At 69.6% G+C, this 22,853-nt stretch carries 14 protein-coding genes; 9 read left to right on the forward strand and 5 right to left on the reverse strand.

Annotated elements, in window-relative coordinates:
• Nucleotides 1-2: 2 nt before the first annotated feature.
• The 7 genes from D7W82_RS02055 (at nucleotide 3) to D7W82_RS40375 (ending at nucleotide 7,918) form a co-directional block, all read left to right on the forward strand.
• A complete protein-coding gene (locus D7W82_RS02055; protein WP_120616706.1) occupies nucleotides 3-197 on the forward strand; it encodes a hypothetical protein in 195 nt (64 codons plus the stop codon).
• Nucleotides 166-1,776 carry a hypothetical protein gene (locus D7W82_RS02060; RefSeq protein ID WP_120616707.1) on the forward strand — a complete coding sequence of 537 codons (1,611 nt, stop codon included), beginning with the start codon at nucleotides 166-168 and terminating at the stop codon, nucleotides 1,774-1,776. Before D7W82_RS02055 ends, D7W82_RS02060 begins: the two co-directional genes overlap by 32 nt.
• Nucleotides 1,773-3,935 (forward strand): hypothetical protein, encoded by a 2,163-nt coding sequence (locus tag D7W82_RS02065; RefSeq protein WP_120616708.1) that lies wholly within the window; start codon nucleotides 1,773-1,775, stop codon nucleotides 3,933-3,935. Before D7W82_RS02060 ends, D7W82_RS02065 begins: the two co-directional genes overlap by 4 nt.
• A 1,207-nt stretch (nucleotides 3,936-5,142) precedes the next feature.
• Entirely contained in the window at nucleotides 5,143-5,874 is a 732-nt protein-coding gene (locus D7W82_RS02070; RefSeq protein ID WP_147439177.1) for a hypothetical protein, read from the forward strand.
• Nucleotides 5,871-6,092: a hypothetical protein gene (locus tag D7W82_RS02075; RefSeq protein ID WP_014396098.1), complete on the forward strand. Its 222-nt coding sequence runs from the start codon at nucleotides 5,871-5,873 to the stop codon at nucleotides 6,090-6,092. The genes D7W82_RS02070 and D7W82_RS02075 overlap by 4 nt, the downstream gene beginning before the upstream one ends.
• 142 nt (nucleotides 6,093-6,234) lie before the next feature.
• Complete coding sequence (locus tag D7W82_RS40370) at nucleotides 6,235-6,384, forward strand: hypothetical protein (protein ID WP_158617561.1); 150 nt, start codon at nucleotides 6,235-6,237, stop codon at nucleotides 6,382-6,384.
• A 1,144-nt stretch (nucleotides 6,385-7,528) separates the two neighbouring features.
• Entirely contained in the window at nucleotides 7,529-7,918 is a 390-nt protein-coding gene (locus D7W82_RS40375) for an AgmX/PglI C-terminal domain-containing protein (RefSeq protein ID WP_158617562.1), read from the forward strand.
• Nucleotides 7,919-8,187: 269 nt separating this feature from the next.
• Here the strand turns inward: D7W82_RS40375 and D7W82_RS02095 are convergent, their stop codons facing one another.
• From D7W82_RS02095 to D7W82_RS02115, 5 genes are read right to left on the reverse strand one after another with little or no spacing between them, the layout of a single operon-like run.
• Nucleotides 8,188-9,705: an SUMF1/EgtB/PvdO family nonheme iron enzyme gene (locus D7W82_RS02095; protein WP_120616712.1), complete on the reverse strand. Its 1,518-nt coding sequence runs from the start codon at nucleotides 9,703-9,705 to the stop codon at nucleotides 8,188-8,190.
• Entirely contained in the window at nucleotides 9,705-10,469 is a 765-nt protein-coding gene (locus D7W82_RS02100; RefSeq protein WP_120616713.1) for a hypothetical protein, read from the reverse strand. The genes D7W82_RS02095 and D7W82_RS02100 overlap by 1 nt, the downstream gene beginning before the upstream one ends.
• Before the next feature lie 17 nt (nucleotides 10,470-10,486).
• Nucleotides 10,487-11,014 carry a hypothetical protein gene (locus tag D7W82_RS02105; protein WP_147439179.1) on the reverse strand — a complete coding sequence of 176 codons (528 nt, stop codon included), beginning with the start codon at nucleotides 11,012-11,014 and terminating at the stop codon, nucleotides 10,487-10,489.
• A 12-nt stretch (nucleotides 11,015-11,026) separates the two neighbouring features.
• A complete protein-coding gene (locus tag D7W82_RS42275) occupies nucleotides 11,027-19,153 on the reverse strand; it encodes a hypothetical protein (protein ID WP_147439180.1) in 8,127 nt (2,708 codons plus the stop codon).
• Nucleotides 19,154-19,184: 31 nt separating this feature from the next.
• A complete protein-coding gene (locus D7W82_RS02115; protein WP_120616716.1) occupies nucleotides 19,185-21,533 on the reverse strand; it encodes an AAA family ATPase in 2,349 nt (782 codons plus the stop codon).
• A 146-nt stretch (nucleotides 21,534-21,679) separates the two neighbouring features.
• On the opposite strand from D7W82_RS02115, the gene D7W82_RS02120 reads away from it, so the two are divergent.
• Both D7W82_RS02120 and D7W82_RS02125 read left to right on the forward strand, forming a co-directional pair.
• Nucleotides 21,680-22,180, forward strand: coding sequence for a flavin reductase family protein (locus D7W82_RS02120; RefSeq protein WP_120616717.1), 501 nt, complete (start codon nucleotides 21,680-21,682; stop codon nucleotides 22,178-22,180).
• A gap of 47 nt (nucleotides 22,181-22,227) precedes the next feature.
• A complete protein-coding gene (locus D7W82_RS02125) occupies nucleotides 22,228-22,812 on the forward strand; it encodes a superoxide dismutase (protein WP_120616718.1) in 585 nt (194 codons plus the stop codon).
• The last annotated feature ends 41 nt before the right edge of the window (nucleotides 22,813-22,853 follow it).

Below are 22,853 nucleotides of genomic sequence, written 5' to 3' on the forward strand. Positions count from 1 at the left end.
CGATGAAGGAGCCCGGCTGGAAGCCACTGGAAGCGTCGGTCCTGCGCGAGCGGCTGGAGGAGGTGAAGGCCCTGCTGCTCCAGGCGGCGGCGGTGGGCGTGGCCCAGGACGCCGAGCGGCTGGAGAGGCTGATGGAGCTGGAACAACGCACCCGGGAGGACGCGCGTGGCCGAGTTCAACGACGCCGCTATCGCTGAGCTCCACGGCGCGCTGGAGGTCTGCTGCGAGGAGCTGGCGAAGGCGCTGGAGGAGACGGAGGGCACGGGCGCCACCGGCGCTGACGCTGGGGCCGGGCCCGCGTGGCGGCCGCTGCTGATCGGCGTGCCGCCGGGGCTGGAGCAGCTGGTGGGCATCGTCAAGCCGCCGCTGCAAATCATCATCGCGGTGCTCCAGTTCGTGCAGGCGCTGCTCCAGGCGCTGGCGGCCATCCTCCTGGGGCTGCCGGATCCATTCCGGGCGCTCATCCTCGCGGCCTACGAGCTGCTCAAGGACATCATCAACGACCTGCTCAACGCGGGCGCGTACCTCTACGCGGACGCGCCGGGCATCGGGCCCACGGAGACGAACCTGGCGGAGACGGGCTTCATCCCGAACATCCCCAAGGACTTCAAGGCGGGCTTCGCGCTGGAGCGCCCGCCGGTGACGCCGGATGGCTTCGCGCGCTGGGCGGGGCGGTTCGTCGCGTCCTTCGATGATCCGGGGGACGACTCGCGCCCGACGGTGACGGACGGCGCGCCGGTGCAGGCGGTGTTCATCGTGATGGCGGCGCCGTCGCTGGATGCGCTCCGTCAGGCGCTGTACCTGCTGGGCAAGCTGCTCAACATCAGCGCGTTCAAGAAGGCGTTCGAGAAGTACCCCAGGGGCGCGTTGGATCCGCGCCGCAGCCGGGCGCGAGGCCGGCCGGTGAAGCCGGACTGGAAGTCCGCGCGCATGCGCGACCTGTTCCCGGACCTGGAGAAGCTGCTCATCCTCCCGGAGGCGCTCAGGGCGCTGCTCCTGTCGGTGGACAACCTGGCCACGCTCCTGCGGAGCCTCGCCGCCGCGATGCAGGACAAGGTGCAGGTGTTGATGAAGCTGGCGCAGGCGGTGCAGGCCATCATCGACCTGCTGAACGCGCTCAAGTCCGCGGGGATGTACGCGCTGCCGGTGTCCACGACGGGCGGCGTGGCGGGGTTGAAGCAGGCCTTCCTCACGGCGACGGACCGGCCCCCGGGCGGCTACGTGGGAGGCATCTGCCTGCTGGCGGCGGGGCCCAACCTGGCGAAGGCCGCGATGCTCTGGGAGCTGCTGGGCCTGTCCGCCGCGATGGACCTGGCGTCGGGTGAGCTCACGCTCCAGGACGTGAAGAAGGCGCTGGAGGAGAGCCAGGCGGCCCAGGTGCTGGAGGCGAGCGCGGACGAGGTGAAGGACGCCTGGGGCAACCTGAAGACGACGGCCCAGAAGCAGGCGGACAAGTTCGTGAACGCGGTGGAGAAGGCGCCCGAGAGGTTCGTGAAGGCGGTGGGGCGCACGCCGGAGGAGCTGAAGGCCGCCGCTGAGCGGGGCCGCTCCACGCTGGTGGAGGTGCTGGACCAGTCGAAGGAGCACGTGGAGGAACAGGAGGAGATCCTGGAGGGCATGCTGTCCACGAAGCACTCCCAGCGCCGGGGAGGGCGCTCGCTGGCGATCGGCTTCGGAGGTCCTGGCGCGTCCGAGCGTCCGTCGGGTCCACAGCCGCCCGCCGCTGACACGTCCACGCCGCCACCGGGCACGCCGAAGAAGGGGAACAGCCCGTGAGCGCGGTGACACGCCTGAGCACGGAGCTGGACGGCTGGCAGGCGGCCTGGAAGCAGCTGGAGGCGTTCCTGGACCGCATGGACGGCGTGGCGGATCAGGACGCGCCGCACGTCCAGACGGTGTGCGCGCTCCTGCCGGTGTTCAACGTCATCGAGCGGGCCCGCCGTCGCGCGGTGGGCATCGCGCTCGCACCCGCCCTGGCCGCTGCGCCCCGGGGCGAAGGACTGCCGGCGGTGTCCGCCGGTTCGCTCGTGGGGAGCGAGAGCCGGCTGCCAGGGGTGGAGGAGCTGGAGTTCGCGGTGGGCACCATCGGAGCGGATGGAGACGGGAAGCTCACGGGGGCTGCATTGCTCGCGGGGACGGTGACGCTGTTCGCGTTCCGCGACGAGAAGCACGGCGGCGAGGTGGCGGTGCGGGTCCCCACCTATGACTTCGGGCCCCTGTCGGCGAGCGGCACCGTGGAGGACGCCATCGACGCGGGGCTCTTCACCACGGACCAGCGGAAGGACGCGGCGGAGAGCGGCGTCGCGGAGCTGGGGACCTGGACGGGCCTGCGCGGCACGAGGCGAGCGGAGCTGAAGACGACGTCGGAGACGGTGTCCCTGAGCAACGTGCTGGATGGGCTGTCCGTCAGTTCAGCGTCCAGTGCGTTCGACCCCGTGGCGTCAGGAGCCGCGGCGCGCCAGGGCGAGTGCCTGTCTGACCGGACCGTGCTGCTCCAGGCGAAGGCCACGTTGGAGGAGCAGGGCGCGGTCCCGGAGCTGACGGATGCGCTCCAGCGCGCGGCGGATTCACTGCAGGCCTCGGCGACGGACTACGGCGCGGTGGCCACGGCGCTCCAGGCGCCGCGCACCGTGATTGCGTCCGTGTCGGGGCTGGCGTCGTTGAAGACCACGCTGCGGAGGGCGGATTCACCGGGCATCCCCGGACAGCTGTCCAATGAGCTGACGACGTTGGACATCGAGGCGGGCAAGGGAATGGACGAAGCGGTGGCGTCGCGGCTGGCGTATCCGGACGGTTCGCTGCGGATGCTCCGGACGTTGGAATGGTCGCTGCGCTTCCACTGGGTGTTCCGTCAGCGATGGTTCGATGTCCGCAACCGGGCCGCGCTGGCACCGCTGCTGAAGCTCGTGCTGAAGCCATTCTGCGACAGCCTGACGCGGGTGCTGGCGGGACAGTCCACGGGAATCCCGCTGGTGGGACCGGTGGCCCTGGTGAAGGACACGCTCACGCAAGCGACGGCGTTGTCCGTGACGCCCACGGTGGACCTGGGACAGGTGCAGCCGGGCCACGTGGTGCACGTGGGAGGGGACCGGCCCACGCTGGCGCTCGTGCTGGGCTGGGAGGTGAAGGGGGCCGAGAAGCGCCTGCGAATCGCCCCCCTGAATGTGTCCATCGCGACGGACGCGAAGCTGCCGGGAGTCGCGGGGTTGGTGCGGAGTGGCACGCCCGTGGACGGGAGCGCGGTGTCGGTGTCGTCACAGGAGCTGATGGACGGGCACGCGACGGCGGGGCCGCAAGCGGACAGCGTGGTGCAGGAGCTCATCGCCCTGGGCTCGAAGCTGAACCTGATCCTGGGTCAGGGCGGAGGCGCGCTGGGACTGGTGCCTCCGGCGGTGGCCGCGCCGTATCCAGGCCAGACGTTCAAGTTGCTGCCGCCGGTGGAGGTGGGCGCGACACGGCTGTTCCTGGACGGCATCCCGCTGGTGAGCACGTCTGGATCGAGCAAGCCGGTGCAGGTGGCGAGGCCCGGGGAGCTGATGCTCGTGCGCGGAGCGGACGACGAAGGCACGTGGTGGCAGGGCGTGGCCACCGTGGACACGGTGGACGTGCGCACAGGGGCGGCGGCCCGAGCGGACGACGAGGTGACGACAACGCCCACGCCCCTGTGCTGCGGGGACGACGAGGAGGTCGTGGTCATCACGCTGCGCGACCTGCAGATGCCCAAGGCGCTGGTGCGCGACGTGACGCTGCGGCGCGACTTCAAGGGCTTCGGAGGCCCCAGCCTCGCCACGGGAGTGATGCTCCCCATCGAGCTGGACTCAGGCACGGCGAACCTCACGGTCCAGGACGGCGGAGTGACGAAGACGGTGCTGAGGGACCCGGAGTTGAGGGCCGCGACCACGGTCCTCAAGTCCTGGCTGGGAGTGCCGACATGAGCGAAGCAAGAGACGACCTCTTCGCGGTGGCCGCGCTGCTGGCGGAGCTGGACCGGGTGCTGAATCCGCTGGAGCGGGGGGAGCGCGGAGACTTCAAGGTGGACCCGCCGCTGCCACCCTCCCTGCCAACGCCAGGTGCGCAGAAGCGGGGAGGGGAGTCAGGCCGCGCGGTGAAGGCTACGTCGCCCTCGCCGGGTCCCAGGTCGATGGGGTTCAGCGACCCAGAGGACATGCCGCCACCCGTGCTCAAGCTTCCCGCGCGGGTCGAAGTCCCGGCCGTCACGGAATCGATCGCGCCCAACCGCCGTCGAGTGCCACGGCCTGTCGGTACGTCGGCACAACCCCAGGAGCCACGGCCACGGATTGAACCCGTACCGCGGCTCCAGGACGGAAGGTTTCCCCCCACGCTCGCGCTCCCCGTTGTCCCCAGCGTCCCAGAACTCCACAAGGAGGTCGCGGAGCCACGGCCACTTCGTCCTCACACCCAGGCCCGGGATGTCCCTTCGCAACGAAGCGACCAGCCTGAAGCGGAAAGGCAGAAGGACCCTGCGGTCCCTCCCGTGGTCGAAGCACGCGAGAACGCTCCAGGTCCGCGAAGGAGCCGGGTGCCAAGACCCGCCGAGGAGAGGAGCGCCCAACCCCCACGGATCAGCGCACGGGTTCCGGAGTCCCCAACACGCCGCCATCGCGTCGCGCGCGCCGCCACCACACAAGCGCCACCAGGGGTTCCACCAGTGGAGCAAAGCGAGACGCCCGCCAGGGCACCGCCACGGACGAGACGGACACCCCGAGTCCTCGACCGACCGCCGGCACCGGACACTCGAAAGGCCCCACCGTTCCAGGCGGAGCTCGGGCCCCGTCGCCACGACAGACCTGAATCACGGACTCCGCGTCCTTCCCAATCGGAGGAACGGGGAGAGTCCATCCTCCTCCCATCACGTGGCACGAGGCACACCGCACCAGCGCCAGTGCACATCGAAGTGAAGACGCTGCTTCCTCCGCAGCGAGTCCAAGCCCCGCCACGCCCCGAAGCACCGGATGAAGAACCCGTGTGGGAAGAGGCACCGGAATACGAACTGGAAGCCAGCGCACGGGCCTTCTTCGTGAACGGCCGCCGCCTCACGGAGAAGGACGCCGAAGCGCTCCAGCAAGCAGAACAGCGACTGCGGCGCCGGATGACCGGCCGCTCGTTGTGGAGGAGGCGAGGATGAACGCACTTCCTCCAAGGCAGCGATTGGGCCACCTGCTGCGCTCCCTCACGAAACACCTCCCGGGCCAGCTCGAAGGCCTGTTGGAGAACGCCCGGTTCAAGGACGGCGCCGCGGCGCTCCAACGACTGGCGGACCCGGCGCACGTGGAGATGGCCCTGGCGCGCATGTCGCCAGAAGAAGCCGGCTGGCTCGCGGACCTGCTCACAGAGCGCTGGTCCTGGATCGCCGGAGTCCAACTGGAGCCCGAAGTGGCCATCGTCGCGCCAGAGGAACTCTGGATCGGCGCGGAGCCCATCCGTCTGCCGTTGTCGCTCGCGGCGGTGGGCCTGGACGAAGGGTTCGAAGCCGTTTGGGAAGGCGCGGTCCTCCCGAGCCCACCCGCATCCAGCGCCACGCTCCTCGCGAGGCCTCCTGAAGGCAAGACCCCCGGAGTCGCCAAGGTCCGGGCCCAGGTCCGCGCGAGCGTGAAGGGCCAGCGCTGCGTGCTCATCGCGCAGGCGCAGGTCGCGCTGAGGCGGCCTTCGGTGGTGGTGAGCGATGACCGGCGCAGGCTGCTGGCCCAGGATCACGCGGGCCGCCCGGCGGTGGGCTGCCGTCTGGAAATCGGTCCGGACGTGCACCGCACCGGAGCAGGAGGCCTGGTGGAACTGGAAGTCCCAGCCCCACCCGGCGTGTCGCTCAAGCTGGAAGGCATCCCCGCCGGCCGCATTCCCGGAGGCAACCCATGAAGACGATGACGCCCCAGACTCGGAAGACACCCGACCGCAAGCCCGCCATGAACAAGGCCATCGCGCCCTCGCAGCAGCCCAAGACGGACACAGCCAGGGCTCAGCTGGGAGCCACGGCCAAGGGACCCACGATGAAGGCCGCGGCCGGGGGCAGCTTCAAGGCGAAGAGCGCACCCCGGATCGCCGCGAACCCCAGCATCCGGATTCCGAAGAAGTAGCGCGGCATCCGGCCACGAGGAGTGGCATTGCAACTCTTCACGTGAGTCGTTGCCGCTTCACTCATGAAAGGCTTGCTTGACGAGGTCTGTTTTTCCGGCGCACAGTGGTGTCATTGCTCATACTTCCCATTGGGGGACACCCGTGCGCGTCTGCGAGGAGATGGGGAGGCTCATTCAGGAGCGATGGGTCAAGTACAACCATGATGAGGAGGCTTTTCCCGAACTCGCGGCGCGTGTCCTGCGGGAGATGGCTCCGTACAAGGGCTTCGACTCCATGGCCCCCATTGAATGACTGTTCAGAACCCGGGACTTCCCTCGACAGCTGACCGCACGGTCCGACTTCGGGCAGCCGCCCATCACGGTGTTCTCCGACCACCGGCTCGTCATTGATCTCTATTACTGGCTGGATGGCACCACCGATATCCACCAGCACGGGTTCAGTGGTGCCTTTCAGGTCGTCTGGAGCGTCCCTCCGTGACGTGCGTCGTGAGGACCCTGCATACCCCCAACGCGGGGGTGCAGTACTCCTACAAGAAGCCCTTTCTGGCCATCGACTCGACCTACGAGGACGTCCAGACCAACAGGACTCTCCAGTCACTGACATTCCTGCGAGACAGCCCCCATGCGGTTCGCAAACGCTTGCTGTCGGAGCTGAACGAGCGGTCGGACATCCACACCTGCTATCTCCTCTTCAAGCGCTTGCTGGAAATCTGCCTGCACCCACCTCACGGGGCGGACATGATCCGAAGGCCATGCTCGCGCACCAGCGTGGCCCGCGCGGCTTCGGACACAGCCGTCTCGCGCAGATCGATTTCACGAAGGAGGTGTTCCAGCCGGGGTGCGGAATCGGGGGCTACCAGAGACTGGAGCTCGAAGGTGCGGCGAGCGAGGCCTGGCAGGATGCCCCGGGAGTGCTGTCGGGCAGCGCGGGGGTGGCGCTCACGCTCCTCGCGGCGACCACCCATATTGAGCCCCATTGGGATCGTATGCTCTTGATGGACCTGCCTCCTGGAGCTCCCACTGTGGGAGCACCCTCCCGCGAACCCTGAGAGAAACGCCGCATGCCTTCTTTCCCAAACGAACCACGCGGAGCAGGGGAGCGCCCACGAGGGTCCGCGCCCTGGCGGATCGTCCTGGGCGTGTGTCTATCCTTCGTCGCCCTGTCGGTCGCCGGCTATCTCCTGACCGGGTCCTCCAACCCTTCGCAGGGAACCGGGGCCGAGCCCTCCGCGTCCGCCGGGGAGGTGAAGGTGGCCGCGGCCGCCGTCCCGTCGAGTGCTCGCGAGCCGCGGGTGGCTCCGCCTCGTGAGCAGCCTTCGCCCCCATCCTCCGGCCAGCAAGCCAGGTCCTCCGCATCGTCCCTGGCCCCCACGATGCCCGCGGTCCGCTCCTCCCCGGGGGAGCGTGCCGGGCCTTCCGAGGAAGCGCGGCCTCTCGTGCGTGCGGCCCTCCCTCCGTCATCGCCTCCGCCGCCTCCTCCTCCGGTGGAGAGCCGCTCGTCCTCGGTCCACACGGGCTCGCTGCCTCGCGAGTCCGTGAGGGATGTCATCCAATCCCTGCGGCCTGGCGTGAAGGCATGCTTCGAGAAGGCGGCCGTGCGCTACCCCGGGCCTCAGAAGGTGACAGTCGCCTTCACCCTCCAGGGGCAGGGGACGTCTGGATTCATCGAGGATGAGGAGATCGTCGACTCCTCCATTCCGGATCCCTGGTTCCAGGCCTGCTTCGTGGAGGTGCTTCACTCCGCCACCTTCTCGGCGCCGTCTGGGGGGACGGTCCGAATCACCTATCCCTTTGTCTATCAGCCGAACCGGGATGCGGGGACCTGAGCCAGGCTAGCGCCCACCCAACCGACCGGAGGCTACAGGTTGGTTCCCCGGTGGATGATGAGGTCCTTCAGCCGCCCCGTCACAAAGAGCTCTCCCTCGGCGAGATAGCCCAGGTCGCCTGTCCGGAACCACCCGTCGTCCGTTCGCGAGGCGGTTGATGGCCACCTTGCGTACCAGGATGGCCTCTCTTCCTGCTCCCCTCCACTCCGCCTCGCACGCAGCTGTCAGGTAGGCGGCTGGCGCTCCGCCCGCTCAAATGCGGGGCCCGCTCAAGGCGCGGACACCACCCACCGAGCGGCGCCCACCGCCGACGCCTCTTCGCGACGGGATGTGCACACCGGCTGCTCTCGTCCCCCGCACAGCAGGCCTCCCTGCGCCCACTGCGGAATCGAAGCCACGAGCCCCTCCACGCCCCAGGGAGAAGCGCGCGAAGCCCCGTCGTCCCGCATCGAATTGCCCCATGGGAACAGCCGGCCATCCGGACCACGGGCCGCCATCTCCCATTCCTCACTGGAAGGCAGCCGCAGCGCCGCGCCTTCAATGCGTGACAGCGCCGAGCACAGCGCTTCCGCCTCCCCGAAAGTGCACGGCAACGGCTCCTCCACATCCGGCCCCGCCGTCCCCACCGGCCCCTGCGAAGCCGCCATCGCCCAGGCCGCCGCGGCCCGGCTCACGGGCACCCGAGCGACAAAGAACCCCGGTGACTTCACCCGCCGCAGCGTCGGCCCCGTCCCAAGCCAGTGCTCCACCGGAGGCACCCAGCGCGCCTCCAACCCAGAGCGGCGCAGCCGGTACGTGCCCTCCCGTTCCACCACCGCTTCGGGCAGACCCTCCGGACGCGACCCTGGATCCACAGGAGTCGTCAGCGCATGCAGCAGCAGCGTGGGATCGTCCCGCACGTCCGCGGGACCCGACAACGCGCGCAGCAACGGAGCCATCCGCTCACGCTTCGGTGAACCCTCCGGAGGCAAAGGCCTGCCCGCCAGCACCTGGGCCACCAGGTCCCGCAGGTTCGAATAGAACTGCCGGTCCCTCGGGTCCGCACCCTCCCGCGTCGAAGTAGGCATCCGCGCCTCACGCAGCGCCGGCAGCACCTCCCTCGCCTGGAGCCGAGCCGCCGCCATCACCGCCGTCACCCGTACCTCCGCGTCCGCGTCTACCAGCGCGGCGCGCAGCACCGCGTCGACGTCCGGATTCGACGCAGGCTGATCATGGATGAGCCAGCGCAACACCTGCCGCCGCTGCTCCTCCCCCGGCAGGTGCGCGAACAGCACGGAGCGGTCCGGGTGCGCTTCCTTCTCCTCCTTCAACCGCGCGAACGCCTCCTCCGTCCCATCCGGCACCAGCGACGCGAGCACACGCTCCGCGGTCCGCGACACGCTGAACTCCGGATGGAACCGCAGCGCCGCCACGCGCTCCATCGACGAGCGCTCGCGCAGCGCCTCCGTGGCCAGCAGCCCCAGCAGCACGTCCTGTGTCTCCGACGACGCCAGCAGCGCCGCGAGCGCCGGGGCCTCCAACACGGGCAACGCCTTGCGCACAATCGCCCATTCCCCCACGGCGTCAGGTCCGGAGAACTCCAGCACCCGCAGCCGGAGCACCGGGTTGAACGTGTAATGGAGCGCCGAGCCCGTCGCGCGCTTCACGTACACCGCCAGCTCCGGCTCACCGGGGATGAGCGGAGGCGTCTGGCTTTCGGACTGGAGGAACCAGCCCATCGCCTCCAGCACCCGGTCCATCGCCTCGAACGAAACCTCCGGCCGCGTGACGAGGGCAGGGGAGCGCATCAGGCGGGCTTCACTCGCGCATGCAGGGATTCGCCCACCCGCGCCACCGGCCGCCCCTCCAGGCCCGCGAAGTACGCGCGCGCCGCCCAGAAGAGGTCCTTCCACTCGAGCGTGCCCGCCGCCGCCTTCATGGGGAAGGCCTCCACGAACGCCTCCCACGCCGGGCGCACCTCCTGGGCCGGGGCCTTCCGCAGCCGAGCCGTCGCCAGGTAGCGCACGAAGCCCTGGACGTTGAACCCGAACGTCTGCCCCGGCGTGAAGTCCTCCGTCAGCGCGCCGCCGCCCACGAACCGCGCCGCCAGCTCCGGCGGCCCCAGCGCCAGCGCCACCAGTCCACACCGGTACGCCAGGTCCTCGTGCAGCGTCCGGCGCACCTTCATCAGCGCCTCCAGCCACGCCTCCACGGGCGAGCCCGCCAGCAGTCCCTCCAGCACGCCCGCGCACTCCTGCGCGTTCACGAACGACAGCACGTTGATGACCTGCGCGGGCCGCAGGGAGCCGAAGTCCCTCGCGACCTGCTGGAGCGCGGGCCCGGCCAGCCGTGACAGGGGCTCCGCCAGCGCCCGGCCCTCGGAGGGCTCGCACAGCACCAGCGCCAGGGTGAGCGTGTTGCTCAGCGGCCCCGCCTCCCGCGCGGGGACGTTCACGTTCTTCAACGCGGAAGGCGTCAGGAGCCTCACGGTCTCCTTCGCGTTCGCGCACTCACGGCCACCGGAGAAGAGCGCGCTCCAGGTGGTGGGGATGTCGACCGGTTGCTCCGCCATGCGTCCTCCATCGCCCGTCATCGCTGCTTCCGCCGCTTCTCGAAGATCGCGAGGTGGCGCTCCCTCCGCTTGCGGTACAGATCCTTGACGTGCTCCGCGGCCTGCCGCAATCGCCCGGGAAGCTCACCGTTCTCCATCTGTGCCTGGAGCTTGGGAAGGACGCGTGACACCGCCTGCACGCGCGGGTTCTTGCGCCGAGCCAGCCGCTGCGCGTTGTCCTCGGCCCACGCCGCGAAATCCAACCCCTGCGCCACCTCCACCAGCGTGTCGAGGTCCTTCTCCGTCAGCGTGAACTCCTCCAGGTAGTCCTCCAGCTTCCCGTACTCCTTGACCTCATCCGGAAAGCCCGCCGCGAGCAGCACCAGTCCCTTGGCCTCGCCCTCGCCCAGCTCGCCAATGGTCTTGAGGGGCGTGTCGCAGTACGGGCACGCGTCCGGGTCCGGCACCACTTCCGTGTCGCGCTTCGTGACCACCAGCTTCTGGTGCACGGTGAACTTCGAACCGCACACGTAGCAGGTGACTGTCCTGGATGGAGGACCACGCATGGCGTCTTGACCTCATGGGGGCCATCGCCCCGGAAGCAGATCGATGAGACGGCGGCCAAAGGTCTCCGCGTCCACCTCGATGGGTTGTGAATAGTAGCTCGCCCCGAACAGGTAGTACGTGCCGCCGGAGCCGGGAAGGTTGCCCGCCCACAGCGCCGCGAGCGGATGCGCGGACTTGCGCCCCAGCGACTCCAGATACGCCTGATAGGCCTGATAGTAGTGCCGGGACTCGTGGACGATGGTGCCCACCGCTTCGCCCACCGTCAGCCCCTTCGCGATGACCAGCCGGCCCCGCTTCTTGTACGGCCTCAGCCGCCCGCTCTTGAGCTTCTGGAAGTTCCAGCTCATGTAGCCATAGTCCCCCTTCAGGCTCTTGAAGAGGACGTCCGGCCGCCGTGACTTCGGGATGCCCAGCGCCTCGAAGGTGGCCTCCGCCGCCTCGCGCAGCGCCAGCTCCTTGTCGATGGGCGTCAGCCCGGCGAAGCGCTTGGGGTCGAGTTCGGGAATCTGGACGAGCCGGTCGCGGATGTCGCGCAGCTGCGCGCGCTCGAAGGTCAGGAGCTTCCGCGACTTCCACTGGAGGGACTCGGTGATGTCGAAGCCTCCCCATCCCAGCACCGTGCCGCCCACGAGCGTGCGGACCCGCTTGGTTTCATCCAGCCCCGTCACCGAGTCCACCACCTCCTCCACCGAGGCCGGCTTGACGGGTGGGGGAGGCATGAACTTCTCGTCGATGCGGACGATGGTGCCCGCGACCTCGTCGGGATTCAGTCCGCGCACCAGGGGCGGCCGGGCCTCCTGTTGGATGCCGTGCTTCGCGAAGAGGCCGGTGCCGGGTTCGGCGCCGTTCACGGCCTCCTCCACCCGCTTGAGCGCCTGATCCGCGACGCCGAGGTCCTTCGACTTGAGGGCCGCCTTCAGGTCCGCCTGGAGCTGATTGACGCGCGCCAGGTCCTCCACCGCGCCCTCCGGCAGCTTCCGGGTGAGCAGATCCAGCTCGCGCCAGGCGCTGGCCACCCGCTCCACGCGCGCGGACAAGGCGCGGGGCGGCATCTTCGTCCTGGGCCCGACGCGCAGCTCGATGCGCACCCGCCACTCATCCAGGGCGGTCTTGATCGCCGCGACGTGCGCCGGGCCCAGCTGGTGGGCGCGCGTCCAGTTGGGGTCGTCCAGCGCCTCGCGCAGCAGCTCGAAGTTGCGCGGCAGGGTCCCGCCGGTGGAGGTGAACTTGCGGAAGCGCGGCTCTTCCCTGCCGCCCTTGACCTCCATGATGTGGATGTCCGCCTTCGTGGGATTGACGCCGTCATCGAACTGGAACAGCAGCTCGTCGAAGCCGCTGCCCTGCTCGCCCTTGGGCTTGAAGGTGACGCGCTGGAACTCCTTGCCTGGCCCCAGCCGGTCGCCCAGGTTCTCCTCGGTCATCCGCAGGGAGGCGACCTTCTCCAGCTCGTCGCCCTCCCTGCGGATGAAGTCGCCGCGGGTCTCCCAGCGGTTTCCCGAGCGGGCGGAGTGGATCTCCTCGATGAGGATCTTCTCGCCGTTCGCCTGGGTCTTTTCGACCAGGCGGTAGTAGCGCTTCTCGTATACGCGGCGCTTCTTGTTGAACTTCAGCTCCTCCCAGGCCGGCCCCACCTGGGCCAGCGACTCTCCTTCCGCCAACTGCTGCGTGGTGCGCTGGAGCTGCGCCTCCGTCAGCGGCGTGCGCTCCATCAAGGCGACCTTCGGATCCTCCAGGTCGGGCCGCTGGAGGGAGTACGGGCCCACGTCCGCGCTCGCGTGAACGTGGGAGGTCTGGGGCCAGTCGCCCTCGGCCAGGTCCCCCTTGGGCACTTCGGGTTCGCCAGGAGGCTTGGGCGCCTCCACCTTGGGTGGCTTCGTCTCCGGGACCACCACCTCCGGCGGCTTCGGCGCGGGGAACAGCTCCATCTGCTGGGGCGTCGGCACCTCCGGCTCCGGCGGCTTCACCGGCTTTGGCGCGGCGAACTCCATCTCCAACTGCCGGGCCCCCTCCACCTCCGGCGGCTTTCCCTCCGGTGCCGGCGGGGGCACGGGCGGCTCCTTCTTGCTGAACAGCCGCGGCGGTTCATTCAGGTACTGCGGCTTCGAGCGCACGCCCTGGCCGAACTCCGCCATCTCCACCGGCGTGAAGGCATCCACCTCCTTCATCCGCTGGCGCAGGTTCTCCAGCGTCTTCTTCCCCTGACGGATGCGGCGGGTCGCCTCCGCGGGCTCCAGGGTCACGCCGCGCTTGCCCTCCAGCGACGTGAGCAGCGACTCCTGCGCCGCGATCTCCAGCCGCAGCTTCTTGCGGTACAGCTCGAACTGCTTCTCGATGGGCAGCTGGTCCCAGTGCCGCAGCGCCGTCTCGTCCAGCGACCTCACCAGCTCGCGCGTCGCCTTGTCGTGGCGCTGGAGCAGGTGCAGGCCCTCCTCGCCCAGCTCCGACAGGTCCGCGCCCGCCTTGACGATGAGGGTGGGCTTGCCGCGCCGGAACATCGTGACGGCCTGCGCGGACTTGCTGCCGGTGAGCGCTTCGAAGTCGCCCTCGGAGAGCATCTCGATGGGCGTGTTCGCGAACGCCTTTCGTTGCGCGGGCGGGATGTGCTCCAGCAGCTCCTTGCGCATCGCGCGCTGGAGCTGCTTCCTGTCGAAGTCGCCGGACATCTGCTTGAGCAGGCCGTCGTCGAACTCGCGCAGGAACTCCTTCATGTTTCCGGCGGGGTTCTCCGCCTTCCACTTCCTGAAGAGGGTCAGCCGCTCCTTCGGCGTGCCCCGGAAGTGGAGCAGGTCCTGGGTGCGCGGCGGCACGTGGGGCTTGGAGATGCCGCCCAGCGCGCCCAGGCCCCCTGCCATCACCGCGCCCGGCGCCGCCTGCATCGCGGTGCCGGCCAGCACGTTGAAGAGCGCGTTGCCGCCCTTGTAGTTCTCGTCGTTGAGGACGTTGCCCAGGAACGCGGAGGGCACGGACTGCGCCAGGCCTTCCGCGCCCTGGGCCAGGCCGTGCGCCGTCATCCGCGCCACCACGCCGCCTTCCTCCGCCATGCGCGCCAGGAAGCCCAGCTTGAGCAGCTTGGTGCCCATGCCGGCGGTGGCCGCGGCGGTGAGCGCGTCCACGGCGCCCACGCCCGCGTCGGTGGCCGCCTCCTCCCAGCCGTAGGCGCTGCCCTTCAAGGCGGCCTTGGTCAGCATCGTCACGGCGGCCGTCGCCACCGCCGTGCCCACCAGCACCGGCGTGCTGGCCATGAACGCGCCGAACGCGGCCCAGAACCCCACGCCCGCGGGCGGGAAGAAGATGCTGACGACGACGCCGATGATGATGACCACCGCCATCACCACCACGGAGAGGATGGTCACCAGCCGGTCGGTGATGAAGTCCACCTGCTCGCGGTGCATCTGCACAGCCTCGTCGGCGTACTCGCCCTGGCGCTGCACGCGCTCGGACTTCTTCTCCCAGTCGTCCTGCCACTGGCGCAGCCCGTCGACGGTGTAGTTCTTGTCCCCCGGCTTGGGGCGCATCCGCTCGTGCAGCTCCAGCGCGCTCACCTCGGCGTCGAGCGCGGACGCCTGGTCCAGCACCAGCTGGTACTCCGACGACGCCATGCTGTTGGTGGAGCGCGCCTCGAAGTGCACCCGGCGCCAGGCCCGGTCCGCCTTCTCCCGGGGCGTGACGGGCTCGCCGTAGTCCACCATGTCGAGGATGTCGAAGGCCTCGCGCCCGCTCAGCTCCTCGTCGATGCGCGCGCGGAAGCGCTCGAAGGGCGTGCGCGTGTCGCCAGGGTCGGCGGGGTGGTCCTTGGCCCACTCCTCGGCCATGGCTTGAATCTCCGCCTTCGTCTTCCCGGCGAAGACCTCTTTGAGCGCGTCCTCGTCCGTGCCCACGCCCTGCACGGCGTACTGAACGATCTCCGCGTCGGTGAGGTAGCCCTTCTGGAGCATCGCCGCGACGGCGTCCCGGTCCGCGCCGGAGGTGTCCATCAGGACGGCCTGCTCGAAGCCCGCCTGAAGGTGCGTGCCCTCCACGTAGGCGCTGTCGTACTCGGCGGCCAGCGCCTTCATGTTCGCCTGCGCGTCGGCCTGGGCCTGGGCCTTCGCCTTGCCGTCCACCTCCTTGCGTTCCTTCGCGACGCGGGCCTGGACCTTCTCCGGGCTCCACTTCTCCAGGAACTCCAGCTCGCTGATGCGGCCCTTGCGGCGGTCCTCCTCGGTGAGCGGTCCCTCGCTGGCGGGCTTGACCTTCGCCTCGTCCAGCGTGCGCTCGATGTCCATCCGCTCCTGGATGTCCAGGTAGCCGTCGCGGCGCGCGTCGGCGATCTGCCGCTTGCCCTGCGCGGACATGGCGTCGCGGATGATCTTGTCGTCCGCGTAGAAGATGCTGGTGTGCTCGATGCGGATGCGCGCGGCATCCACCTGGAGCCCCTTGTCGTCGCGCAGGCCCTCGATGAGCTTGAGGTCCTCGCCCTTCATCTCGTCGTGGAACGCGGCGCTGAGCGCGCTCTCCCCGGCGGTGCGCTCGGTCCACTCCGGTCCGTATTGCTTCTCGTACGACGCGTCGATGGCCTGGTTGCGCTTGAGCAGCTCCGCGCGGAACGTCTTGGAATCCCAGCCGTACTGCTGCGCGTCTGCTTCCGTCTCCTTGCGGATGCGGTCGTAGACGCCCTCCATGGCCTTGCGGTCGGTGCCCAGGCCAAAGAACCACCCGCCGCGCATGGCGCGGTCCATCTCGATGGCGCGCGCGTCCTCGGTGCGGCCCTCCACCAGGGCGTGCATCTCGTCCGCGTCGTGCGTCGTGCGCGCGCCGCTGCGCAGCTCGTCGTCCATCTGGGCGACGAGGTCCTTGCCGTATTTCTGCTGGTAGGCCTTCTTGATGACTTCGATCTGCTCCGGCGTCTTGCCGCGGAGCAGGTTGAAGATGGCGTCCTCGTCCGTGCCCCAGCCGGTCCCGAGGAAGGTGCCCTCCATGGCGTCGTTCAGCTCGACGGCGGCGGCCTTGGCGGCGTTGCCGGAGAGCAGGGCTTCCGCCCTGTCCCAGTCATGCGTGGTGGTGCTGAAGAAGTCGTCCAGCTCGCTCTTGAGCCGCTCGCGCAGGTTCTCGTCGTGCTCCTGCTGGTAGAGGACCTCGATGTAGTGGCCCTGCAGCGGGTTGAGGTTGGCGAGCGCGTCGAAGATCTTCTTCTCGTCCGTGCCCCACTGGTCCACGCCCTCCCAGACCTTGAGGGAGATGTTGCGGGCGCGGTTGCTGAAGAGGGGCTCCTGCTGGTCGACGACGACCTTCAGCCGCTCCAGGTCGGTGGACGCGAGCAGCTCCTTCTCCAGGGCCTCCATCAGCGGCTTGCGGCGCTGGCCGATGATGCGCACGGCCAGGCCCTCCGCGAGCGCCTGCACCGCGTCCTTGCCCCCCTTGCCGTAGTAGGAGAGCAGGATGGCCTTCTGCTCCTCGCTGAGGGCGCGGTTGCCCTGGATGGCCTCCGCGTCCAGCGCCTCGCCCTGGCGCAGGCGCACCTCCGCGAGGAACAGCATGTTCTGATCCAACGACGTCTTGTTCTCCGCCGCGCGAGCGGCCTCCCACGCGCGGCTCTCGTCGTGGGCGGCATCCAGCCAGTCGATGATCCACCCGAGCAGCCGGTCCCAGAAGCCGCGCTCGTAGCCGATCTGCTTCGCGTGCCAGTCGCGGATGACCTCCCGGGCCTCCTTGCCCGCGTCGTGCAGCTCCTGCTGGTAGCGCTCCACGCTCTGGTCGATGTCGCGCTTCGCCTTCGCGACGACAGCGCCAAGCTCCTTGCGGCGGTCGTCCAGCCACTTCCTGGTGGGGCGGTACGCCTCCGTGGCCGCCTTGAGCTTCACCGGATCATCGCCAGCGTCCTTCTTGAGCTCCCACTCGTCCTGGAGCGCGGCGAGCTCGTAGGCGTGCATCTGGTCGCTGGCGGCCTTCGCGAAGGACTCCTTGAAGCGCTTGCCGTTCTGGTCGTACCGGACGACCCAGTTGCTCACCTTGGTGTCCACGGCCGCGATGAGCGCGTCGCGCTTGCGCCGGGCCTCGGTCAGGTCGACGCCGCCCTTGATGGCGGCGGCCTTGGCCTCGGACTGCGCGTCGATCGAGGCGCGCATGCGGGACAGGGAATCGGCGAAGGACTTGCCGCTCTCCTCCAGGCTCCTCTTCGCCTCCTCGTGGGCCTTGCTGAGCGAGCCGGCGGTGGCGGCGTGCGAGTCCACCAGCTGCTTGCGGCGGGCCTCCACCTTCGCGTCCAGGTCCGCCTTCTTGATCTGCGCGGCGTCCGCGACGCGCTGGAGCTCCGCGGCGAAGAGGGGGCGTTCGGCGGCGATGAGCGGCACGCCCCAGGACGCATCCAGGCCGCCCGGGACATAGGCCTCGCGGGCCTTCTGGACGGAGGCATCGGCGTACTTGTCCGGAGCGGCGAGCAGCCGCGCCAGCACGTCGCCAATGTCCACGCGAGCGAAGTCGGGGACGTTGATGGGCGCGGGGGCGGCCTGCTCGAGGACGGTGATGCCCTTCGCGGGTTCCTTGGGTTGGACCTTCGCCTTCTTCTGCTTTTCGGCCTGGGCCGTGATCTTCTTCTGGAGGCGCGTCCAGTCCTTGAGCTTCTCCGGGTCGGTGGGCTTGGGGCCGCCGGGCTTGTAGACGATGTCGCCGAGCGGGCCCTTGATGAGCGTGTGCCCGCCGTCGTCGCGCATGAGCTGCGCGCCAATCTCCGGCACGTGGCCCAGCGGGCTCTTCCGCAGGTCGGGGAGCCTGGCCTCCTTGACCTCCAGCTTCCGTTCGCACTTCGCATCCACCAGCGAGGAGGCCTTGCCGGTGGGGTCGTCCGGGATGGCCGGAAGGTCCTTGGGCTGCTTCGCCGGGGTGATGGCCTTCTTGCCCTCGTCCTCCAGTTGCTTGAGGCGCGCGGCGCGGACCGCGTTGGGGTCCACGGCGGCCTGGATGATCTTGAACGTGTAGCGAGGCGCGGGAGGAAGCTGGGGCTCCGGGACCCGAGCCGTGCTGCTGGCGATGCGACCCTTCCATGCGGCGACCGGATCCGCGTCCGTGCTCATCGCCGGAGCGGAGGGGATGGGCCCTGCCGTGGCAGGCGCTGCCGGAGCAGGAGGCGGAGCGGGAAGGAGGGCAGGGGGCTCCACCGCCGCGACGGCGCCCGTTGGATCCGGCGCGGTTTCGAGACCGTGCTGGATGCCCTGGACGCCCTGCGCGTGGGCCGCGGCCAGCTCCTTCTGCCAGTCCATCGCGGCCGGCGGCACGGGCACCTTGGGACCTGCGTCGACCGTGGCATCCGTCTGGATGGAAGGGGGCTCCAGGGGCCCTGCGCCAGGGGACGCCTGACGGACGACGATGTGGACGTCGCTCTGGCCCGACAGCCCGGTCACCCGCGTGTCGATGCGAGCGGCGTCGTCCATGCCGCCAGGGGCCGTCCCCGCGGGGATGGAGGCGGGTGCGGGAGCCTGATCCGGCGTTGCCAGTTCACCTCCCGCGCTGGGCGCATCGACGGTGGTCGCTGCAAGGTCATCGGGCGCGGGAGAGGTGCTGCCCCCAAGTCCCGCCGCTTCGGACTCCTCGGTGCCAGTGACTGGCGTGAGGTCTGAATCACGGGCCTCGGCGAGCCGCGCGGCGGTGTCTCCCAGTTGTTCAGCGGAGCCCGGAGGCAGCACGGCCATGCGCGCCGCATCACGCCGCCGAGCCTCCTCCTCCTGCTGCGCGACGGTCGCGGGCTGGGACGCGCCCGCCGCCTGCGCGAGCCCGGTGTTCGGCTGTGGCGAGAGCCCATGGATGCCCAGCTCCGCCTCGACGGCGCCGGGCGTGGAGAGCAGCGCGACCTCCGGCGGGTGGACCGGACAAGGCTCGAAAAGATGCGAGCGCGGACCGCCCAGAGTGCGCCACGCCGGGTCGCTCCAGCGGCGCTCCAGGTCGCGCGCGGCATCGCGAAGCACGGGCCCGTGAAGGGCAGGGGCCGCGCCCTTCAGTGACGCGAGCCGTGCCGCCAGCTCACGTGCGGGATTGGACGAGGAGGGGCCCCGGGGAACGACCCCCGGAGCACGGGGAAGGGCCGCGGAGGACGAGGGAGTGCGCCCGGAGTTCTTCCGGAGCATGGCCTTGGCGGAGGCCTTCGGGCCCTGGTCACGGATGCGCACGGTCCCCCCCGCACCATCAGCGCGAGGGACGCTAGGTCATCTCCACATCGAGGACCAGCGAGGCCCGGATGGGATGTCCATGACTGCTCCAGAAGCGGTGGAGCAGGTCGAAGTCATAACTCTCCTGGACGCGAGGTGTGAGCTTGCGGCCATCCAGCTCGTGCGGGAGTCCACGTGAGAGCAGCCCATGCAGCACGCCGAGCAGCTCATGTTCCTCCTCCGCGCGGTGCGACCACGCGGAGACGATGAGCCCCAGCCGCAGCGCACCGTTCTGCGCAACCGCCAGCCGGTAGAGCGCGAGCGACACCGCGGGCCGCTTCCCCGCGAGCGCCTCCCGCGTGGGAGAGCCGTGGAGGATGTGGACCTCCTTCAGGAAGTGTTGTCTGAGCTGCGAGTCCAGTGCCTCCTGGAACACCTCCGCCACGCGCCGCAGGCGTGTGCCCGCATCCGAGGGAGCGTCCGCCTCCGGACGCCGCGAGAGCCGGCCCAGCTCATACAGCTCCAGCGCGACGGCGCGCTCCAGGTGCTCCTGGGCCAGCGGGGCACCGGCCTGTTCCGCGAGGAAGATGGCCTTGAGCGCGGCGTTGCGGATGTCACCACCCGCCAGCCGGTGCCGCTGCGCCAGGCCCGCCAGGTCGAGCGTCCCCGAGCGAGGAACACCCTCCGGAAGCATCAGCTCCCAGATGCGGCGGCGCTCCTCGACCTCGGGGAAGGGGAACTCGATGCGCGCGTGGAAGCGGCGCAGGAACGCTTCATCGATGGCCGTCTGCAGGTTGGTGGCGAGGATGATCAGCCCGTCGTGGCGTTCGATGCGCTGGAGGAGGAAGCCGACCTCCAGGTTGGCGAAGCGGTCATTGGCATTGCTGACCTCCGTGCGCGAGGAGAACAGCGAGTCCGCTTCGTCGAAGAACAGCACGGCGCCAGAGCGCTCGCCGTGGGACAGCACCTCGTCGATGTTCTTCTCCGTCTCGCCCACGTACTTGCTGACGAGCCGGGACAGGTCGATGACGTACAGAGGCCGGCCCACCGCATGGGCGATGACCTCCGCGGCCAATGTCTTGCCCGTGCCGGAGCGTCCGGAGAACAGCGCCACCGGGCCCGTGTGCAGCCGGAAGCGGCGGGACAGGCCCCGCTCCTCGGCGACGCGGTCGCGCTGGGCCACATAGAACAGCAAGCGCTCCAGGGCCGCGCGAGTGGTGTCCCGCACCACGAGCTCCGCGAACGTCCGTGACGTCTCCAGCCGGTAGCCATGGCGCAGGGGCACCTGGACGAGCCGCGAGGCAGCCGCGCGAAGCGCCTCCGCGTCACCGCCCGGAGCCGAGTCGAACACGCGGCGGATCTCCTGACGCCCTCCCCGAAAGCCAGACGCCAGCCGTCCCGCGTCCGACTCCGTCAATGACAGTCCCCGAGCCCGGGCCTCCTCCACCCACAGGGCCCGCCGCTGGACGAAGCCCAGCGCCGGAGCATCGTGGTGCGGAACTGCGACAGGCTGCGCGGAGTCCGCGAGCACCAGGGCCCGCCCACCAAACCGTTGGCACAGCCCGGACAGCGTCTCGGTGACGGAGAGAGCCAGCCCCCGCTCGGCACCGGACATGTCCACGGCCAACAGCGCGCCGCGCACGGACGCCAGACGCCACAGGGCTTGGGCCATGGGAACCGGATCCGGAGCCCCCGCCCACCGGGCGACGACCAGCGGCACACCCGCCTCCGCGGCGAGCCCCAGCGCCACGCCCAGCCGTTCCCCCTCGCCATGTATGACGGCGAACGTCCCGCGCGAGGAGGAAGGCAGCGCCTCCGGCCCATGCCACTCCAGGGAGAGTTCCCCCAGCACGGAGGGACGGGGCAGCTCCAGCAGGGCCTCGCGGACCTCCGGAGCCAGGTCCACGGGCCGGAGCATGGGAGGAAAAGCGCCGGCCCCTGTCTGCACCCATCCACCGCCCACCAAAAGCCCGCTGTCGGTCAGGGACGCCAGCAAGCGCCGAGCGCGAGCGGGCGTGCGCCCCAGGACGGTGAGCAGCAACCGCTCCACGTTCCAGCCCTGCGCGGTCTCGTCCTGGAGCACAGCGAACAGGCGCGAGTACCGGGGCTCCAGCCACGTCGCGAGCAGGAGCAACAGCGCCTCCTCCTCCACGGGGTCCACGCGAAGCGAGGCCCGCAGCCGGGCGAAGGGAAGGGGAGGCGCAGCTCCCAAAAGCGGCGTCTCCGCGAGCGCGGAGCTGAACGCGAGCTCGGCGGTAGAGGGGCGCACGGTGGTGCGCACGGCATCCCAGCCCGCCTCCTGTTCCCCCCGGAGCTTCGCCGCGCGGGCCTCCTCCAGGTCACACACCTGGACGAGCAGCGCATCCAGACGCCTCAGCGTCTCCCCCCACAACGGATCCATGGGCGCCTCCAGCCGGCCAGCATACGGATGGCGGGTGGATCCGGCCATGGACGGGCCCGGAGGGCAGGTGCCACTGCGTTGGTATTCCGCCAATGGATTGGAGGAACTGCTGACCGGGTGGCGGGGCGGGTGGTAGAGACCGGCACATGACTCAGAGCGGTACTGAAGGGGTGTCGGCCCTGGACTTCCGGGAGGCGATGTCCCGGTGGGCGAGCGGGGTGGCGGTGGTCTCCGTCCGTGACGCGGACGGGATCGCGGCGACGACGATCAGCTCCTTCAGCTCCCTCTCCCTGACGCCTCCGCTCATCGTCCTGGCGCTGCAGCAGTCCTCCCGCACGCTTCCGCGGGTGGAGGCCGCCCGCCGCTTCAGTGTGAGCGTGCTGTCCACCATCCAACGCGACGTGTCGGTCCGCTGCGCGAAGGGGGAGGCCGAAGGCCAGATGTTCGACGAAGGAGCCTTCGTGCAGGACAGCCTGGTGGGTCTGGCGTGCACTCTGTTGGATGTGCACCGTTACGGCGATCACCTGTTGCTGGTGGGCCGTGTGGAGCGCATCCAGCGGGGAGTAGACGGAGAACCGTTGCTCTACTGGAACCGGGCATATCGCGCGCTGACGGCGCACCCGGAGCCAGGGCCCGCCCCGAAGTAGCGAACGCGTAGCTGCAACCTCACTGAACCCGGAAAGGACGCACCCAAATGCCCTTCACGCTGCCCGAGCTCCCGTACAAGAAGGACGCGCTGGCCCCTCACATGAGCCAGGAGACGCTGGAGTTCCACCACGACAAGCACCACGCGGCCTACGTCAACAAGCTCAACGAGCTGACCGCCGGCAAGCCCGAGGCCGCCAAGTCGCTGGAGGAGGTCATCCTCAGCAGCGACGGCGCCGTGTTCAACAACGCGGCCCAGGTGTGGAACCACACCTTCTTCTGGAACTGCATGAAGCCGGCCGGCGGTGGCAAGCCGACGGGTGACATCGCGGCCGCCATCGACCGCGACTTCGGCTCCTACGACGAGTTCAAGAGGCAGTTCACCGAGGCCGCCATCACGCAGTTCGGCTCCGGCTGGGCCTGGCTGGTGAAGGATGGCAACAAGCTGTCCATCATGAAGACGTCCAACGCGGACCTGCCGATGAAGCACGGCAAGAAGGCGCTGCTCACCGTCGACGTCTGGGAGCACGCCTACTACATCGACTACCGCAACCTGCGCGCCAAGTTCGTCGAGGTCTTCCTCAACAGCCTCGTGAACTGGGACTTCGTGAACGAGAACCTGAAGAACGCCTGACGTGAAGTGAAGTGACGGGAACCGCGCGGCCCGGCTCGGCA

It is taken from the genome of Corallococcus sp. CA049B (assembly GCF_003611685.1).
GTDB classification, from domain to species: domain Bacteria; phylum Myxococcota; class Myxococcia; order Myxococcales; family Myxococcaceae; genus Corallococcus; species Corallococcus coralloides.

Excerpts from the sequence above, each read along its gene's own strand:
- D7W82_RS02055 (WP_120616706.1), top strand. The coding sequence starts at position 3 with ATGAAGGAGCCCGGCTGGAAGCCACTGGAAGCGTCGGTCCTGCGCGAG.
- D7W82_RS02070 (WP_147439177.1), top strand. The coding sequence starts at position 5,143 with ATGAACGCACTTCCTCCAAGGCAGCGATTGGGCCACCTGCTGCGCTCC.
- D7W82_RS02075 (WP_014396098.1), top strand. The coding sequence starts at position 5,871 with ATGAAGACGATGACGCCCCAGACTCGGAAGACACCCGACCGCAAGCCC.
- D7W82_RS02095 (WP_120616712.1), bottom strand. The coding sequence starts at position 9,705 with ATGCGCTCCCCTGCCCTCGTCACGCGGCCGGAGGTTTCGTTCGAGGCG.
- D7W82_RS02100 (WP_120616713.1), bottom strand. The coding sequence starts at position 10,469 with ATGGCGGAGCAACCGGTCGACATCCCCACCACCTGGAGCGCGCTCTTC.
- D7W82_RS02105 (WP_147439179.1), bottom strand. The coding sequence starts at position 11,014 with ATGCGTGGTCCTCCATCCAGGACAGTCACCTGCTACGTGTGCGGTTCG.
- D7W82_RS02115 (WP_120616716.1), bottom strand. The coding sequence starts at position 21,533 with ATGGATCCGTTGTGGGGGGAGACGCTGAGGCGTCTGGATGCGCTGCTC.
- D7W82_RS02120 (WP_120616717.1), top strand. The coding sequence starts at position 21,680 with ATGACTCAGAGCGGTACTGAAGGGGTGTCGGCCCTGGACTTCCGGGAG.
- D7W82_RS02125 (WP_120616718.1), top strand. The coding sequence starts at position 22,228 with ATGCCCTTCACGCTGCCCGAGCTCCCGTACAAGAAGGACGCGCTGGCC.